Annotated in this window: 18 protein-coding genes; 9 read left to right on the plus strand and 9 right to left on the minus strand. The window is 34.7% G+C overall.

Annotated features, from left to right (window positions below; all coding sequences use genetic code 11):
• Position 1 precedes the first annotated feature (1 nt).
• The 8 genes from QOX03_RS06300 (at position 2) to QOX03_RS06335 (ending at position 6540) form a co-directional block, all read left to right on the plus strand.
• A complete protein-coding gene (locus tag QOX03_RS06300) occupies positions 2–337 on the plus strand; it encodes a rhodanese-like domain-containing protein (RefSeq protein WP_245952957.1) in 336 nt (111 codons plus the stop codon).
• A 60-nt stretch (positions 338–397) separates the two neighbouring features.
• A complete protein-coding gene (rplU, locus tag QOX03_RS06305) occupies positions 398–1015 on the plus strand; it encodes a 50S ribosomal protein L21 (protein ID WP_283670475.1) in 618 nt (205 codons plus the stop codon).
• Between the two features lie 14 nt (positions 1016–1029).
• Positions 1030–1287, plus strand: coding sequence for a 50S ribosomal protein L27 (gene rpmA, locus QOX03_RS06310; protein WP_119058337.1), 258 nt, complete (start codon positions 1030–1032; stop codon positions 1285–1287).
• A gap of 150 nt (positions 1288–1437) precedes the next feature.
• Positions 1438–2442: an aldose epimerase family protein gene (locus QOX03_RS06315; protein ID WP_283670476.1), complete on the plus strand. Its 1005-nt coding sequence runs from the start codon at positions 1438–1440 to the stop codon at positions 2440–2442.
• Between the two features lie 5 nt (positions 2443–2447).
• A complete protein-coding gene (locus QOX03_RS06320) occupies positions 2448–3608 on the plus strand; it encodes a galactokinase (RefSeq protein ID WP_283670477.1) in 1161 nt (386 codons plus the stop codon).
• Between the two features lie 14 nt (positions 3609–3622).
• A complete protein-coding gene (locus QOX03_RS06325) occupies positions 3623–5251 on the plus strand; it encodes a sodium/sugar symporter (protein WP_283670478.1) in 1629 nt (542 codons plus the stop codon).
• 73 nt (positions 5252–5324) lie between these two features.
• Positions 5325–6257 carry a J domain-containing protein gene (locus tag QOX03_RS06330; protein WP_283670479.1) on the plus strand — a complete coding sequence of 311 codons (933 nt, stop codon included), beginning with the start codon at positions 5325–5327 and terminating at the stop codon, positions 6255–6257.
• A 1-nt stretch (position 6258) separates the two neighbouring features.
• Positions 6259–6540 (plus strand): chaperone modulator CbpM, encoded by a 282-nt coding sequence (locus QOX03_RS06335; protein ID WP_119058333.1) that lies wholly within the window; start codon positions 6259–6261, stop codon positions 6538–6540.
• 71 nt (positions 6541–6611) lie between these two features.
• Here the strand turns inward: QOX03_RS06335 and QOX03_RS06340 are convergent, their stop codons facing one another.
• The 9 genes from QOX03_RS06340 to QOX03_RS06380 all read right to left on the minus strand — a co-directional run bounded on the left by QOX03_RS06340 (position 6612) and on the right by QOX03_RS06380 (position 14705).
• Positions 6612–7517, minus strand: a complete 906-nt coding sequence (locus QOX03_RS06340; protein WP_283670480.1) for a mechanosensitive ion channel family protein — start codon at positions 7515–7517, stop codon at positions 6612–6614.
• A gap of 93 nt (positions 7518–7610) precedes the next feature.
• The gene (gene rplI, locus QOX03_RS06345; RefSeq protein WP_283670481.1) at positions 7611–8057 is read right to left on the minus strand and encodes a 50S ribosomal protein L9; all 447 of its coding nucleotides are present in this window, start codon (positions 8055–8057) and stop codon (positions 7611–7613) included.
• A 16-nt stretch (positions 8058–8073) separates the two neighbouring features.
• Positions 8074–8376, minus strand: coding sequence for a 30S ribosomal protein S18 (gene rpsR / locus QOX03_RS06350; protein ID WP_119058331.1), 303 nt, complete (start codon positions 8374–8376; stop codon positions 8074–8076).
• A 3-nt stretch (positions 8377–8379) separates the two neighbouring features.
• Positions 8380–8724: a 30S ribosomal protein S6 gene (rpsF, locus tag QOX03_RS06355; protein ID WP_283670482.1), complete on the minus strand. Its 345-nt coding sequence runs from the start codon at positions 8722–8724 to the stop codon at positions 8380–8382.
• A gap of 408 nt (positions 8725–9132) precedes the next feature.
• Positions 9133–10608 carry a potassium/proton antiporter gene (locus QOX03_RS06360; protein WP_283670483.1) on the minus strand — a complete coding sequence of 492 codons (1476 nt, stop codon included), beginning with the start codon at positions 10606–10608 and terminating at the stop codon, positions 9133–9135.
• A gap of 291 nt (positions 10609–10899) precedes the next feature.
• Entirely contained in the window at positions 10900–12117 is a 1218-nt protein-coding gene (locus QOX03_RS06365) for an RsmB/NOP family class I SAM-dependent RNA methyltransferase (RefSeq protein ID WP_283670484.1), read from the minus strand.
• A 110-nt stretch (positions 12118–12227) separates the two neighbouring features.
• Entirely contained in the window at positions 12228–13832 is a 1605-nt protein-coding gene (rny, locus tag QOX03_RS06370; RefSeq protein ID WP_119059645.1) for a ribonuclease Y, read from the minus strand.
• Positions 13833–14102: 270 nt separating this feature from the next.
• Positions 14103–14390, minus strand: a complete 288-nt coding sequence (locus tag QOX03_RS06375; protein ID WP_283670485.1) for a cell division protein ZapA — start codon at positions 14388–14390, stop codon at positions 14103–14105.
• Positions 14391–14402: 12 nt separating this feature from the next.
• Positions 14403–14705 carry a hypothetical protein gene (locus tag QOX03_RS06380; protein WP_283670486.1) on the minus strand — a complete coding sequence of 101 codons (303 nt, stop codon included), beginning with the start codon at positions 14703–14705 and terminating at the stop codon, positions 14403–14405.
• A gap of 133 nt (positions 14706–14838) precedes the next feature.
• On the opposite strand from QOX03_RS06380, the gene trxB reads away from it, so the two are divergent.
• Entirely contained in the window at positions 14839–15783 is a 945-nt protein-coding gene (trxB, locus tag QOX03_RS06385; protein WP_283670487.1) for a thioredoxin-disulfide reductase, read from the plus strand.
• Positions 15784–15867: the final 84 nt, after the last annotated feature.

The raw sequence follows: 15867 nt of genomic DNA on the forward strand, positions 1-15867 counted from the left end.
CATGCCGAAATTATTTAAATATTTATTTTTTAGAAAAGTGATGAAAGAAACGACTTTAGATGCTATAAAAAATCCTCAAACAACGTTTATTGACGTTAGAAATTCAGAGGAATTAGAAGAAGATGGTGCTTTAGAAAAAGCAAAACACATCCCCCTCATTGAGCTACCCGAGAGGATAGAAGAAATCAAAACCTATGCTACACCTATTGTGATTTTTTGCAAAAGTGGAGGCAGAGCAGGGCGAGCAAAAGAATTTTTGGATGAAAATGGTTTTGAAAAAGTTTTTAACGGCGGTGGCTATACCGACGTGATGGAAATTTTAAATAACCAAAATTAATTTTTCTAAATAAAATTAATTTATTACATTTGCAGTCCTAAAATTAAAAATAATAAATCCATGTATGCAATTGTAGAGATAGCAGGGCTTCAGTACAAAGTTGAGCAAGATCAGCAGTTGTATGTTAACCGTCTGAAAGGAAATGAAGGTGATTCATTAACTTTTGATAAAGTTTTATTGACTGATAACGGTAACATTACTGTAGGCGCCCCAGCTATAGAAAACATGACTGTAGAAGCAAAAATCCTAGAGCATGTGAAAGGTGATAAAGTTATCATTTTTAAAAAGAAAAGAAGAAAAGGTTACCAAAAGAAAAATGGTTTCCGTGCTGCTTTGACAAAGATTGAAATTATTTCTATCGGTGGAAATAGAGAAGAAAAAAAAGAGAGTAAAAAAGTAGCCGAGCCTAAAAAAAGTGCTTCTAAAAATGATAAGTTGACTAAAATTGAAGGTATTGGGCCAAAAGTTCAAGAATTATTGAACGAAAATAACATCTATACTTTCAGTGATTTGGCAAACTCCAAAGCAGATGACATCAAAGCTATTTTGGAACCAAAAGGTGGAATCTATGCTGCTATGGACCCAACAACTTGGCCAGAACAAGCTCAATTAGCTGCAGATGGGAAATTTGATGAATTAAATGCCTTTCAGGAAAAACTGAATGGTGGTAGGAAATAAAAAACTAAAATAAAATGGCACACAAAAAAGGAGTCGGTAGTTCAAAAAACGGTCGTGATTCGGAATCCAAACGCTTGGGTGTGAAAATCTACGGTGGCGAAAAGTGTATTGCTGGCAATATCATAGTAAGACAAAGAGGTACAAAACATCACCCTGGAAACAATGTAGGCATCGGCAAAGATCATACTTTGTATGCCTTGATTGATGGGAAAGTTGTTTTTCGTAAGAAGAAAGATAATAAATCTTATGTTTCTGTAGAGGCTGTAAATTAATTTTAAGCCTTAAAAAAATTAAAGCGTAGCCGTCTCAATAATAAAAATTGAGGCGGTTATTTTTTTTATTTTTAAAGCCTTAAAAAAATCTATGAAATATCTCCTAGAAATTGAGATTTTTTCCTTAACTTTTCTTTTCAATATTTTTATATGCAAAGTTTTAAAAAAGAAGAGTTTGGGCATTACAAAAATCAAGAAATTGACAAAATAACTTTGACCAACGATAATGGATTTCAAATAAGTATCATTAATTTAGGAGCTATCATTCAATCTATCAAACTTCCTGAGGGGTTTGCTAAAAGAGAATTAACTTTGGGATTCAATGACTTAGCTGGTTATTTATCTCCTGAATACCGAGAGAACTATCCTTATTTTGGGGCAGTGATTGGGAGACATTCTAGCAGAATACTAAATGGTGAAACTCAAATTAATGGAAAAAAAATAAGCCTTAAAAAAAATCATGCTGGGCATCATCTACATGGTGGTGAAATTGGTTTTGATTCTAAAGTTTGGAAATTTGAAAATTTTGATAATAGTAGAGTTACATTATCTTTATTTTCACCCGACGGAGACGAGAATTACCCTGGGAATTTGAATGTAGAGGTTACCTACGAACTTAATGATGAAAATGAAATTACTGTTTCTTATTCGGCTAAAACAGATCAGCCTACCATTATCAATTTAACTCAACATACGTATTTTAATCTCAATCAATCTTGTGATTCCATTTTGAAGGATGAGATAAAAATTAATGCTAAAAGAATCTTGGAATTTAATAGCGATGTGGTGCCGACTGGAGGAATAATGGATGTGGAAAATACTAAATTTGATTTTTCTATGTTTAAGATGATTCCTGCTGAGATTGATAATTCTTTTTTGGTAGAATCTGATAAAAAACCTGCGGGAGTTCTGAGAAATGAAGACCAAACGATAGAAATGAAGGTTTATACTAATCAGAAAATTCTACATATTTATAGTGGTTTTTATATTCCTGAACTAAAGCCTGAGGGCCGAAGAGCTACCCAACCTAATGCGGGTGTTTGCTTTGAAACGCAAGGATTTTTAGATGCAGAAAATCATGAGAAATTCCCCAGTAATGTGTTAAATTCTAACGATATTTACAATCACAAGACTAAGTTTAGTTTTAAATTTTAATTTTTATGAAAGACTTTTTAAAAGAAGAGTTTAAAAAAGTATATAACTCTACCCCTGATTTTTATTATTTTGCTCCAGCTCGTGTCAATTTAATTGGAGAGCATATTGACTACAATGGTGGGCTGGTGATGCCTGCTGCTTTGGAAAATGGAACTTACCTTACGCTGAGAATAACTAACGATAAAAAACTACATTTTCATAGTCTAAACTTTCCTGAAGAAAATTTTGATTTTGAATTAACTGGTGATAAATATACTAAAAAGGAGAATTTCTGGGTAAATTACCCTCTTGGTGTCATCAATGCTTTTATGGAAAAGGGCTTTGGATTAGATACTGGCATGGAATTTTTATTTTACGGAAACATTCCCAATGGCGGTGGCTTATCATCTTCGGCTTCTATAGAAGTAGTAATGGCTTTTGCTTTAAATTCTTTACTAAACGCTGGCTTAAATCGAACTCAGATTGCACTTTTAGCTCAAAAAGTTGAAAATGAATTTGTTGGTGTGAATTGTGGTATTATGGATCAATTTGCTGTGAGCCAAGGGAAAGAAGAGCATGCCATTATTCTAGATTGCCAAAACTTAAATTTTGATTATGCTCCTTTTGTGTTAGAAGATCATAAATTAGTCATCATCAATACAAATAAGGAACGGAAATTAGCTGATTCTAAATACAATGAACGCCGTGCTACTTGTGAAGAGGCTTTAGAAATTTTAAATCAGCAAGGGAAAAATTACCCTGACTTATGCAGTGTCCCGATGGAATACTTTGAGTCTCACCATGGGGAATTAAATGAAGAGCAACTAAAGAGAGTGCGCCATGTGATAAGTGAGCAGCAGCGGGTTTTGAAAAGTAAAGAAGCTTTAGCCAATAATGATATTAAATTATTTGCTCAATTGATGAATGAAAGCCATACTTCATTAAAAAATGACTACGAAGTAACTGGTAATGAATTAGATACTGTGAATGAAGAAAGCCTTAAACTTCCCTATGTCATAGGTTGTCGAATGACTGGAGCTGGCTTTGGTGGTTGTGCTATTGCTATCGTCGAAAAAGATAAAGTGGAGGAATATAAGTCTACTTTAAAAGAAAAATATACTGAAAAAATTGGATATGCACCATCGATTTATGAAATGAATATCAGTGATGGTGTTAAGGAATTATAAAAATTATTGAATTTATGAATAGTGAATTTTCAACTGTAGACATTGTTGTATTCATTGTCTACGCCATTGTAATTTTAGCCGTAGGTTTATACGTTTCTCGAGGGAAAAAGGGGGAAGAAAAAACGGCAGAAGATTATTTTTTAGCAGGGAAGTCTTTACCCTGGTGGGCGATTGGCGCCTCTTTGATTGCTGCTAATATTTCAGCCGAACAGTTTATAGGGATGTCAGGTTCGGGTTTTGCTATCGGTTTAGCTATTGCTTCTTATGAATGGATGGCGGCTATAACTTTACTGATTGTAGCCAAATTTTTTATGCCTGTTTTCATCAATCATGGACTTTATACTATTCCTGAATTTATCGAAAAACGCTTTAGCACTAATCTGAAAACCATTTTAGCCACTTTTTGGATTGCACTTTTCATCTTCGTGAATTTAACCTCAGTTTTATACCTAGGAGCTAAAGCTTTAGATACCATAATTGGTATTGGCGATGGCTCCAGCATCATGCCTTTCATTATTGGTTTAGCTCTTTTCTCAGCAGCTTATTCCATTTGGGGTGGTTTATCTGCAGTAGCTTGGACTGACGTCATTCAAGTCGTGCTATTAATTATTGGTGGGTTGATTACCACCTTCATCGCTCTAGACCATGTGGCACCCGATGGAGGTATAATTAATGGAATAAATTATGTCTATGATAACGCCAATTCACGTTTCCACATGATTATTTCTAAAGATAATCCAGAATTCATGAACTTACCAGGAATTGCTGTTCTCGTTGGTGGATTGTGGGTAGCCAACTTATACTACTGGGGGTTTAATCAATATATTATCCAGAGAGCTTTAGCTGCAAAAAGCTTGAGAGAAGCACAAAAAGGTCTAGCCTTTGCTGGTTTCTTAAAATTAATCATCCCTTTAATTGTCGTCATTCCAGGTATTATTGCTTATGTAATGTACACCGAAGACATTCAAGGTGCTAAAGAAATTTTCTCTAAAGCCAACGGTGGAATCGACTATGACAGAGCTTACCCTTGGCTGATTAACACCTTCATACCTACAGGATTGAAGGGCCTAGTCGTAGCAGCACTTTCAGCCGCAATTGTTTCGTCTTTGGCCTCTATGCTAAACTCCACTTCTACAATTTTCACGATGGATATTTATAAACCTTATTTTAATAAAAAGGCTAGTTCAAAAAAATTAGTGAATATCGGGCGTTTGGCATCATTAATTGCTTTGATTATAGCCACATTATTAGCAAAATCTTTAGGTTCTATAGACCAAATGTTCCAATACATTCAAGAATGGACAGGATTAGTTAGTCCAGGAATTTTAGCCGTATTTTTACTTGGTTTGTTCTGGAAGAAAACCAATACAACAGGAGCAATCATCGGCGTTTTAGCCTCTATCCCATTTGCTTTAGCATTAAAATTCCTTCCGCTAGAAATGCCGTTTATGGATCAAATGTTTTATACATTAATTACCTCTATGGTCATAATAGCTGGAGTATCTTTGACTATGAGCGAAGGCGACGACAACCCAAAAGGTATCCCGTTGTATTCTAAAACCTTTCAAACAGGGAAGGGTTTTAACATTGCAGCTTATGCCATTCTTTTGATTACAGCTTTACTTTACATCATATTTTGGTAAAATTTTTGAGTAACTTTAAAACCTGTTTAGAATTTATCTTAAACAGGTTTTTTTTAAGCCTTAAAAAAATAATATGTCCTTTATAAATTATTACAAAATTCTAGGTATCAATAAAGATGCAAGCCAAGCAGACATCAAAAAAGCTTATCGCAAATTAGCACGTCAGCATCACCCAGATTTAAACCCTAATGACAAAGAAGCTCAGCAAAAATTTCAGCAACTGAATGAAGCCAATGAAGTCCTAAGCGACCCCGAAAAACGTAAGAAATACGATGAATACGGCGAAAACTGGATACATGCCGAAGAAATTGAGAAAATGAAACGTCAGCATGGGCAATCGCCCAATGGAGGCAAAAATCCTTTTGACAGTGGCGGGCAAGCTTGGTCTGAGGCCTATAGCGGAAATTTTGATGAAAGTCAATTTTCTGACTTCTTTAGTAATTTATTTGGCGGAGCACAAAGTGGTTTCAGAAATCGAGGAAGTAGCCGAAATCAATTCAGAGGTCAAGATCTAAACGCTGAGCTTCAACTAAATCTCCACCAGGTTTATACCACACACAAACAAGAATTGAACGTGAATGGTAAAAATATAAGAATCACCATCCCTGCTGGAATTGCTGATGGACAAACCATAAAGTTAAAATCCTATGGCTCTCCTGGCATTAATGGCGGACCAGCGGGCGATTTGTATATTAGCATTCATTTAAACAACTCCAGCATTTTCTCAAGAAAAGGAGATGATTTGTACAAGACTGAAAAATTAGATTTGTACACAGCAGTTTTAGGTGGTGAAAAAACCATAGAAACCTTTGACGGAAAAGTGAAATTGAAAATCAAACCAGGTACACAAAATGGAACCCAAGTGAAACTAAAAGGTAAAGGATTCCCTGTCTACAAAAAAGAAAATCATTTTGGGGATTTATACGTTACTTATCAGGTTGAGCTACCTACTTCTTTATCAGAAAAAGAGAAGGAATTGTTTAATCAGCTTAAAAATTTGAAATAAAATGGAACGCAGATATATTAAAATCACAGAGTATTGTAAGCAGACGAATGTTGAAAAAAACTTTATTTCAGAGTTAAATCAAGAAGGCATTATTCAATTGAAAATCAGGGATGATGACGATTATCTCGATGAAGAGTTCTTGGCTGACCTAGAAATGTTTAGTCGCTGGCATTATGATTTAGGCATAAACCTCGCTGGCATAGACGCCATGCGGCATTTACTGAACCGAATAGAAAAATTGCAAGAGGAAATTCAATCCCTCAAACGCTTAAATCAAATTTAATATAGAAAAAAAAGGATTTCATCATGATGAAATCCTTTTTTATTATTTTTTTTAAGGCTTAGAAAATTTTTCTAATTATTTTCTTGATTGATTTTAAATTGAGCTTTTTTATTATCCACTGTCACCAAATGCAAATCCCGCTGTGGAAAAGGAATGCTAAATCCATTCTCATCTAAAGCTTTCTTAGCAGATCGATTTAATTTCCATTTTGCTTTCAAATAATTTTCTGCTCTGGCATAGCCGTACATTGCTAAATTAACACTACTATCTCCAAATTCATCGATTTCTAAAACATAGTCTTTCTCATCAAGTATAAGAGGTTCATTTTTAAACACTTCTAGTAAAATTTCTTTAGCTTTATCAAAATCATCATCGTATCCAATACCAATTTTAATTTCAACTCTTCTCATCCCATGTTTAGAGTAATTCTCTATGGGATTATTAAAAACATTCCCATTAGGCAAAATCACGGTTCTCATATCTGGAGTCAGCAAGACTGTTTGCAGAACAGAAATTTCAGTTACAGTCCCTTTTTTATCAAGAGATTGAATGTAGTCTCCGATTTTAAATGGCTTAAATAAAAGTATTAAAATTCCTCCTGCTAAATTTGATAAACTTCCTTGCAACGCCATCCCAACTCCCACAGCTAAACCACCTAAAAGGGCTACAAAAGCTGTAACTTCAAACCCAACAGTACTTAATGCAACTAGCAGAACTAAAATTTTAAAAATTATACTAATGAGACTTTTAATGAAGTTTAGCATTGAAATGCTAATGTTTGGCCGCCTTAAGCCTATTATAATTATTTTAGAAAGTCTTTCTGCTAGCCAAAATCCAACAATCATGATAAGAATAGCACCGATAGTTTGCAGCCCATAGGTGAAAATTTTATCTGACATATTATTCCAATCCCAATTCAAGACATTGAAATCAAGATTTTCTGTAGCACTCACTATATTTTGTGTATTTTCTTGCATAAGTTTTTGATTTATATTACAATATTAAAACAAAATCCCTTAAATGAGACTTCAAAATTAAGGGATTTTAAATACTAATTAATAAAATTTATTTTATTCAGGTACAACATCAAAAGTGAATTCACGCGCTACATCTCTGTGTGGTTTTACCAAAACATGGTAACGCCCCAAGCGTTTAATGTTTTTCCCTAAAATTTGAACGTGTTTACGCTCTATTTCTACACCTTTATCGTTTAAATATTTCGTCAAATCTGCGTTATTGATAGAACCAAATAATTTATCTCCTTCACCTACTTTTGCAGAAATTTCAATAGTTAAACCTTCTATAGAAGAAACAATTTTTTTAGCTTTTTCTATAGCTGCTTCCTCTTGCTCTCTCCTATCTTCTAAGATTTTATTTAACACTTCACGATTGGCAGGTGTTGCTAATTTTGCTAAACCTTGAGGGATTAAAAAATTTCTACCGTATCCTGGTTTTACAGAAACAATTTCATATTCAAAACCAAGATTTTCTATGTCTTTATTTAAAATTACGTCCATTTTGTCTTGATTTTAATTATTTTAATAAATCTGTTTCATAAGGCAACAAAGCTAAATGACGAGCTCGTTTGACTGCTTGAGCTACTTTTCTTTGATACTTTAGAGATGTTCCTGTATATCTTCTTGGTAAAATTTTACCTTGTTCATTTACAAATTGAAGTAAAAAATCTGGATCTTTATAATCAACATACTTGATTCCAAATCGTCTGAATCGACAGAACATTTCTGTTGATTGAGTTTCTATATCTATCGGAGTTAAGTACCTGATTTCAGATTCTCCTCCTTCTGCTACCTGTTTTGCTAAATCATCTATAGCCATCGCTTAATTTTTATTTTTTTCTGCTTTTTTCTTTCTTCTATCCTCAGCCCAATCAACTCCGTGCTTATCTAATTTCACGGTAAGGTATCTAATTACACGCTCATCTCTTTTAAACATTAGTTCTAAATCGCTGATGGTGTTACCTTCTGCTTTAAACTCAATCAGATTGTAAAATCCATTTCTTTTCAACTGGATTGGGTAAGCTAATTTGCGTAAACCCCAGTTTTCTTGATGCACAATTTCTGCATTGTTTTCTTTCAAAAAGCTTTCTACTTTTTTAACTGCTTCCTCTACCTGAGAATCAGATAGAACGGGAGTTAAAATGAAAACAGTTTCATAATGATTCATTTATAAAAATTTTAATTTGGAGTGCAAAAGTACAAAAATTTTAAATACTAAAAAATTTAAAGGCTTTTTAAATTTTCAAATTATACAAATTGATATTCTGAGTCAATAAATTTCAAGTTTTAGCTAAAAATATGACTCTAATCAACTTTAAATCAATTAGTTTGAATTTAATTGATTTGTAATAAAAGTTTTCTTGACTTGGTGTTTTTTATAATTCTTTCAAAACTATTTTGTAACTTGACTCAAAGTTAGATTTAATAACATTACACTTAAAATCAATATGATACGTTTGTTTTTAGTAGTTTAAATCACTTTTTTTACCTCTTGCTACGGGGCTAAGTAATAATTTTTTTAAGCCTTAAAAAATTTATTTTAAAATTTTTCTATAGATTCTAAATTTAATTTTAATTACAAACCACTTTTTAAGTCTATTAAGACTTCATTGACTTGAGCCAAACTTTCTTCTTTGTCTAATAAAATGACTAAAACATCATGCGCTTGAATCAATGTTGAGCCGCCTGGCCGCACAAAACTTCCATTTCTTTTTATCATTGTAATGAAAGCTGATTCAGGGAAATGTAAGTCGATAATTCTCTTGTTTACAGCAAAACTATTTACTGGAATTTCAATTTCTTTCATAGCAGATTTTGGTAAATCTAAGAAATAGCGCTCATTCATAGCAACTGGTTTTACTTTCTCTGGTAATGCTACATGAAGCCATTTTGCAACGATAGATAAAGTCGTACCTTGCAATAAAACCGAGGTTACCGAAATGAAGAATACGATGTTAAAAATCATATTTGCTTTGTCTACCCCTGCTAATAATGGGTAAGTGGCAAATACAATTGGTACCGCTCCGCGCAGCCCTACCCAAGAGATATAAAATCTACGGCGTAATCTCATTTTAAAAAACATTAAGCTTAAAAAAACTCCAACGGGACGAGCTATGAAAATTAAAAATAAAGAAATTAATAAGCCAATTCCAACGTACGGTATAATTTGTTTTGGGAAAACAAGTAAGCCTAATGTGAGGAATAGCACAATTTGCATTAGCCATGCTAGGCCGTCAAACATCTTTAGAATGGTGTTTTTATGAATCAAATCTTGATTCCCAAGGTAAACTGCACAGACGTAAATGGCTAAAAATCCGTTGCCTCCTACAAAATCAGTGGCTGAGAATGTAATAAACATGAGTGAAATAGCTAAAACTGGATATAAACCCTCGAAGCCAAGTTTAATTCTGTTGATGATAATTTTACTCAAAACACCAAAGCCAAAACCTAATGCTCCGCCTAAAATCATTTGTTGCAAAAACAGTGGAATGATGGAAAAAAAGCCTTGCTCTGGGTTCATAACCAGCGATAGAAATGCAATGGTAAGAACATAGGCCATCGGGTCGTTACTACCACTCTCTAGCTCTAGCGTTGGGCGAAGATTTGCCTTGAGTGCCAAGCTTTTAGATCGAAGAATGGAGAATACCGCTGCCGCATCTGTAGAGGAAACAATGGAACCTAAAAGTAAACTCTCATATATAGTAAAATCAGTGATATAGTAAACAAAAATTCCTAATGAAACCGCTGTGAGAAAAACTCCCATGGTGGAGAGTGCTATTCCTTCTTTTAGAATCGGCTTTACAGCCTTCCAATTAGTATCTAGCCCCCCTGAGAATAAAATAAAGTTTAATGAAACAATACCAATAAATTGAGCAATCTCAGGACTATCAAAATTAATGCGCCCAATTCCATCTGAACCTGCCAACATACCTATAGCCAAGAAAAGCAAAAGTGTGGGAACACCAAACTTATAAGAGGTTTTCCCAACTACTATACTGATAAAAAGTAAGAGAGAACCAATTAATACAATGTTTTCGATGGTAATATTCATAGACTAAAAATTGTTAATTAATGAAATAATTTGTCATTATTTCATTTTTTGCAAAGTTAAAAAAATACTTTGTTTCTAGTTTCGAACTTACCTAAATTATAGCTTCTATTTTTTCTTAAGGCTTAGAAAATTCAAGATAAATTTGATTTATAATTTCACTACAGCTTAAAAATAGATTTTTTTTCATATCAGAGAAAAAGGCTCATTCACGATTAATTTTCATCATTAAAGCTTTTGTGTAAATTCAATCTTTAGAATTTAATCCACTGAAAATCAATCAAAAGAATATCACTAAACTTTTAATCTCCTCATTTTTGCCATGTAAAAGCCATCATATCCCGTTTCGCTAGGCCAAAGCATTCGGTCTTCTACAAATTCAAAGTTTTGATTTTCTTCTAAAAAGGCTTGAACTTGTTGTTTATTTTCGGCAGGGAAAATCGAGCAAGTGGCATAAATCAGTAATCCCTCTTTTTTTACCATCCCAGCGTAATTTCTCAAAATTTCCTTTTGCTCTTTCAAAACACGGTCAAAAAACGGAAAATCAATCTTATATTTTGCATCAGGATTACGGCCGAGAATTCCCATGCCTGTGCAAGGTGCATCAATCAAAACTCTGTCAAAAGATTGGTGAAAACGCTTGATGGTTTTACTGGATTCAATGAATTTGATCTGCACATTATGCGAATGATTTCGCTTGGCACGTCGCTTCAATTCCTTTAATTTCCATTCATAAATATCCATCGAAATGATTTGACCTTTATTTTCCATCAATGCAGAGAGGTGCAAAGATTTCCCACCAGCACCAGCACACGCATCTGCCACACGCATTCCAGGTTTTACTTCACAAAAATGAGCAACCTGTTGTGATGAAGCATCTTGCATTTCAAAACTTCCATCTTTAAAAGCTTGCGTCAAAAAAATATTTTCTTTTTCCGCCAGCACCAGAGCTTCGGGGAACTTCTGCAGAGGTTTTACTTCTACATTTTCTTTTTTTAATTTTTTAATTAATTCGCTTCGGGAATTCACCAGCGTATTCGTGCGTAAAATAGCAGGTGCAGGCTGATTCATCACTTGAATTTCTTTCCAAAAACGTTCAGGTAATTGTTGTAAGCCTAGAGCTTTCAATTCCTCACTCACAGATTGCTCTATCGCTGGATCTCGATGAGCATCTCTAAAGTTTTTTTTGACTTTCTCTCGATTGATTTTTAACGACTTAAACTCATCTAAATCTGGTATTTCAGCATCATTGATTATCATCCATGTGGCAATAAACTTCCAGTAATTTTTTTGCTCTAAACTATTTCCCGAAGCGTAGTTGATGAGTCGTTTCCAGCGCACACATTCATAGATGAGTTCCGCCACAAAACCGCGGTCTCTACTCCCCCACTGCTTATTGCGTTTAAAGCACTTCTCGATTTCCTTATCGGTATATTTATTTTCTAAAAAGACTGCTTTCAGAATTTCTATACTACCAACGTACAAATTTCTGTATGGTAAAAAATCCTTCATTTTTTTAAAGGCTTAAAAAATTTAAATTTTAAACAAATTTTTAAAGTATATTTAAATTATTTTTTTTAAAGGCTTAAAAAATTTTTCAGTTTTTCTAAGCCTTAAAAAAATTATTTTGCGATGTGAACAGATCTCGTTTCTCTTATCACCGTGACTTTCACTTGCCCAGGGTAAGTCATCTCGTTTTGAATCTTATCCATAATCAGGAAAGAAAGTTCTTTCGCACGCAAATCATCAACTTTCTCACTCTCTACCATCACGCGTAGTTCTCGCCCAGCTTGTATTGCATAAGCTTTTTCTACCCCGCTGAAGCCTAAAGCCGTGCTTTCTAAATCTTTCAAACGCTGGATGTAACTTTCCATTGCTTGTCTGCGGGCTCCAGGCCTAGCTCCGCTGATGGCATCTGCCACTTGAATAATGGGTGAAAGCAGAGAAGTCATTTCAATCTCATCATGGTGTGCACCAATTGCATTCACCACATCGGGGTGTTCACCAAATTTTTCGGCCCAATTCATTCCTAGAATAGCGTGTGGTAATTCTGATTCCTGCTCAGGTACTTTACCTATATCGTGTAGCAAACCAGCGCGTTTTGCCAGCTTAGGATTTAGCCCCAATTCTGCTGCCAAAGTTCCTGCAATGTGAGCCACCTCTCGTGAATGCTGTAAAAGGTTTTGCCCGTAAGAAGACCTGAATTTCATTCGCCCAATGATTTTTATCAATTCTGAATTCAGCCCATGAATTCCTAAATCAATCACTGTTTTCTTACCGATTTTGATGATTTCATCTTCGATTTGTTTTGACGTTTTATTCACCACATCTTCAATTCTACCTGGGTGAATTCGCCCATCAGTCACTAATTTATGCAAAGACAAACGTGCAATTTCTCGACGCACGGGGTCAAAACATGAGAGGACAATTGCTTCTGGCGTATCATCCACGATGATTTCCACGCCTGTAGCCGCTTCCAAGGCTCGGATATTTCGCCCTTCACGCCCGATGATCCGCCCCTTTACATCATCATTTTCTAAATTAAATACAGAAATTGAATTTTCTATAGCCTGCTCTGTACCAATGCGTTGAATGGTTTGAATCACAATTTTACGGGCTTCATCTTGTGCATTCATTTGAGCTTCATCTATAATTTCTTGAATCTGAGCCTGAGCCTTAGTTTTCGCCTCTTCTTTCAAGCTATTTACCAACTCGGCTCGTGCTTCCTCTGCGGAATAACCTGAAATTTTTTCTAATAAATCGACTTGCCTTCTATGATTAGCATTGACCTCATCTACTTTTTTGTTCAATGCCAATTTTTTCTCTTCCATTTCTGCCAACTCGGTCGTAAGCGTTTTTCGATTTTTCTTTAAATCAGAGAGACCTTCATTGAGTTTGTGCTCTTTTTCCTTTATTTGATTCTCTTTTTCACCAATTTTTCTTTCCCGTTGGTTAACGCTTTCTTCGTGTTGAGCCTTTAATTCCAAAAATTTTTCTTTCGCTTGTAAAATTTTCTCTTTTTTAATGCTTTCACCTTCTTTTTCAGCTTCTTTCACCAAAGTTTCTGATTCTATTTTCTTTTTTAAGGCATTTTTTTCAATTTCATCAACTTTCTTTTTAGCTTCTTCTAATAAAATAGCGCCTTGATTATCTATCTTTTTCTTGGTAAGAAAAAAAGATAACAAAGCTCCAATTATAAAACCTATAATTCCAATAACGTATTCCATATTTTATATTTATTTAGAGCTGCTCTCGCAGCATATCATTCATCAAAAAAAAACCACATTAGCTCAGGTGATTTGTGTAAAACTCCTAAATAACAGGATTTGGGCTATCTCGGTATTCAAACTTCCGCTGCTTCAATACCAAACTGGTGGCGGCTTGTTTTAGAACCGATTTTTACCCGGTAATACAATACTCGTTGAGTTTACCAAATAATGTTAGAACTAATGTGGGTAACTATTTAAACTGCCTTTCGGCAAAAGGAACTTCTCTTGTTAGATGAAATTTCTTCTAATTTCCTCAATTAATGCATCTAATTTTTTTTCGATCTCACTAGAATTAGACATCTCAGTTTGCTCATGATACAAGCTTTTTGAAACGTACTGCAAGGCACACATAGCCAAAGCATCTTGGTGGTCTCGCAATTCATACTTTTCTTCAAACTGACTGATTGATTCTTTGATGATTTTTGCTGCTTTTCGCACGATCTCCTCTTCATCTGCCGTGATGTGCATCGGGTATTCTCTGCCCGAAATCGCTATTTTAACCTTATGCCTATTCATCATCTACAATCTTCACAAATTAGCTTTACTCACCTCAGCAATACAATAATCAACCTCCTTTATCAACTGATTTAATTTAAACTTCATCAACCGCCGATGTTTAGGGTTCCCTCCCAAGGCACCAGCCACCTTTAATTGTTTATTTATATTTTGAAGTTCTTGAATTCTTACCTGTTGCTGATAGATGCTTTCCTCCAAGCGTTCATTTTCCTCTTTGAGTTTAGCCAGTTGTGCCTTTTGTTTTTCATACGAAATCAAAAGCTCGTGCACTTCACCTTCCAATTCATTCCATTTATTCTGTACAGCAGCATTCATCTTTCAAGAACGTTAATTCTAACACTCAACAAATTTAAGCTTTTTTTTTAACAATTTTAAAAAGTAATTTAAAGGATTCTTCTAAATTCTATTTTTTATTCTAGATTAATTAACTTTGTGTAAACTTAAAAAAATGACAGAACAAATTCATAAAACCATCATTATTGGTTCGGGACCTGCTGGCTACACCGCTGCTATTTATGCAGCACGAGCAGATATGAAACCTCTTCTATTGACTGGAATGGAACCAGGCGGGCAATTAACTACCACTACCGATGTAGAAAACTTCCCTGGTTACCCCGATGGCATCAAGGGCCCTGAAATGATGACAGATTTGCAAAAACAGGCTGAAAGATTTGGCACTGAAATCGTTTTTGACTTAGTTAATGAAGTAATTTTTTCTGAGGAAGAAAAAGGAATTCATACCATAAAAACAAGCAATGGCAAAGAGTTTAAAACTTATTCTGTCATTATTTCTACTGGTGCTTCTGCAAAGTATTTAGGCTTAGAAGATGAGAAAAAATATGCTGGGAGCGGCGTTTCTGCTTGTGCAACTTGCGACGGATTCTTCTACAAAGGGAAAGATGTTGCGGTAGTTGGCGGTGGCGATACAGCTGCTGAAGAAGCAACTTATTTATCTCATTTATGCAATAAAGTCTATCTGCTCGTAAGAAGAGATGAGTTCCGTGCCTCTAAAGCGATGGAAGCTCGTGTGATGAAAACACAAAACATCGAAGTGCTATTTCACCATGAACTGGAAGGTTTGAGTGGAGAAAATGTGGTAGAAAAAGCTCATGTTTTCAACAACCAAACTGGTGAAAAACAAGAATTAAAAGTAGATGGAGTCTTCATTGCTATCGGGCACAAACCTAATACCGATTTATTCCAAGGGAAATTAGATATGGACGAGGCGGGCTATCTCATTACCCAACCAAAAAGCACAAGAACCAAACTTCCTGGGGTTTTTGCGGCTGGAGATGTGCAAGATAAGATTTACCGCCAAGCCATTACTGCAGCAGGCTCTGGTTGTATGGCTGCTCTGGATGCTGAAAAATATTTAATGCAAATTTTTGATTAAATTTTTTAAGGCTTAAAAAATTTTCAGCATAAAAAAGACAAGTTTCAATAGTAAGAAGTTTGTCTTTTTTTATGCCTTTAAATT

This window comes from Candidatus Ornithobacterium hominis (assembly GCF_951229915.1).
Lineage (GTDB): Bacteria > Bacteroidota > Bacteroidia > Flavobacteriales > Weeksellaceae > Ornithobacterium > Ornithobacterium hominis.

What these genes read in the sequence shown, in the direction of transcription:
- QOX03_RS06315 (WP_283670476.1), top strand. Translation starts at nt 1,438, where the DNA reads ATGCAAAGTTTTAAAAAAGAAGAGTTTGGGCATTACAAAAATCAAGAA.
- QOX03_RS06335 (WP_119058333.1), top strand. Translation starts at nt 6,259, where the DNA reads ATGGAACGCAGATATATTAAAATCACAGAGTATTGTAAGCAGACGAAT.
- trxB (WP_283670487.1), top strand. Translation starts at nt 14,839, where the DNA reads ATGACAGAACAAATTCATAAAACCATCATTATTGGTTCGGGACCTGCT.
- QOX03_RS06330 (WP_283670479.1), top strand. Translation starts at nt 5,325, where the DNA reads ATGTCCTTTATAAATTATTACAAAATTCTAGGTATCAATAAAGATGCA.
- rplI (WP_283670481.1), bottom strand. Translation starts at nt 8,057, where the DNA reads ATGGACGTAATTTTAAATAAAGACATAGAAAATCTTGGTTTTGAATAT.
- QOX03_RS06360 (WP_283670483.1), bottom strand. Translation starts at nt 10,608, where the DNA reads ATGAATATTACCATCGAAAACATTGTATTAATTGGTTCTCTCTTACTT.
- QOX03_RS06325 (WP_283670478.1), top strand. Translation starts at nt 3,623, where the DNA reads ATGAATAGTGAATTTTCAACTGTAGACATTGTTGTATTCATTGTCTAC.
- rpsR (WP_119058331.1), bottom strand. Translation starts at nt 8,376, where the DNA reads ATGGCTATAGATGATTTAGCAAAACAGGTAGCAGAAGGAGGAGAATCT.
- QOX03_RS06320 (WP_283670477.1), top strand. Translation starts at nt 2,448, where the DNA reads ATGAAAGACTTTTTAAAAGAAGAGTTTAAAAAAGTATATAACTCTACC.
- QOX03_RS06380 (WP_283670486.1), bottom strand. Translation starts at nt 14,705, where the DNA reads ATGAATGCTGCTGTACAGAATAAATGGAATGAATTGGAAGGTGAAGTG.
- QOX03_RS06365 (WP_283670484.1), bottom strand. Translation starts at nt 12,117, where the DNA reads ATGAAGGATTTTTTACCATACAGAAATTTGTACGTTGGTAGTATAGAA.
- QOX03_RS06375 (WP_283670485.1), bottom strand. Translation starts at nt 14,390, where the DNA reads ATGAATAGGCATAAGGTTAAAATAGCGATTTCGGGCAGAGAATACCCG.
- QOX03_RS06300 (WP_245952957.1), top strand. Translation starts at nt 2, where the DNA reads ATGCCGAAATTATTTAAATATTTATTTTTTAGAAAAGTGATGAAAGAA.
- rpsF (WP_283670482.1), bottom strand. Translation starts at nt 8,724, where the DNA reads ATGAATCATTATGAAACTGTTTTCATTTTAACTCCCGTTCTATCTGAT.
- rpmA (WP_119058337.1), top strand. Translation starts at nt 1,030, where the DNA reads ATGGCACACAAAAAAGGAGTCGGTAGTTCAAAAAACGGTCGTGATTCG.
- QOX03_RS06340 (WP_283670480.1), bottom strand. Translation starts at nt 7,517, where the DNA reads ATGCAAGAAAATACACAAAATATAGTGAGTGCTACAGAAAATCTTGAT.
- rny (WP_119059645.1), bottom strand. Translation starts at nt 13,832, where the DNA reads ATGGAATACGTTATTGGAATTATAGGTTTTATAATTGGAGCTTTGTTA.
- rplU (WP_283670475.1), top strand. Translation starts at nt 398, where the DNA reads ATGTATGCAATTGTAGAGATAGCAGGGCTTCAGTACAAAGTTGAGCAA.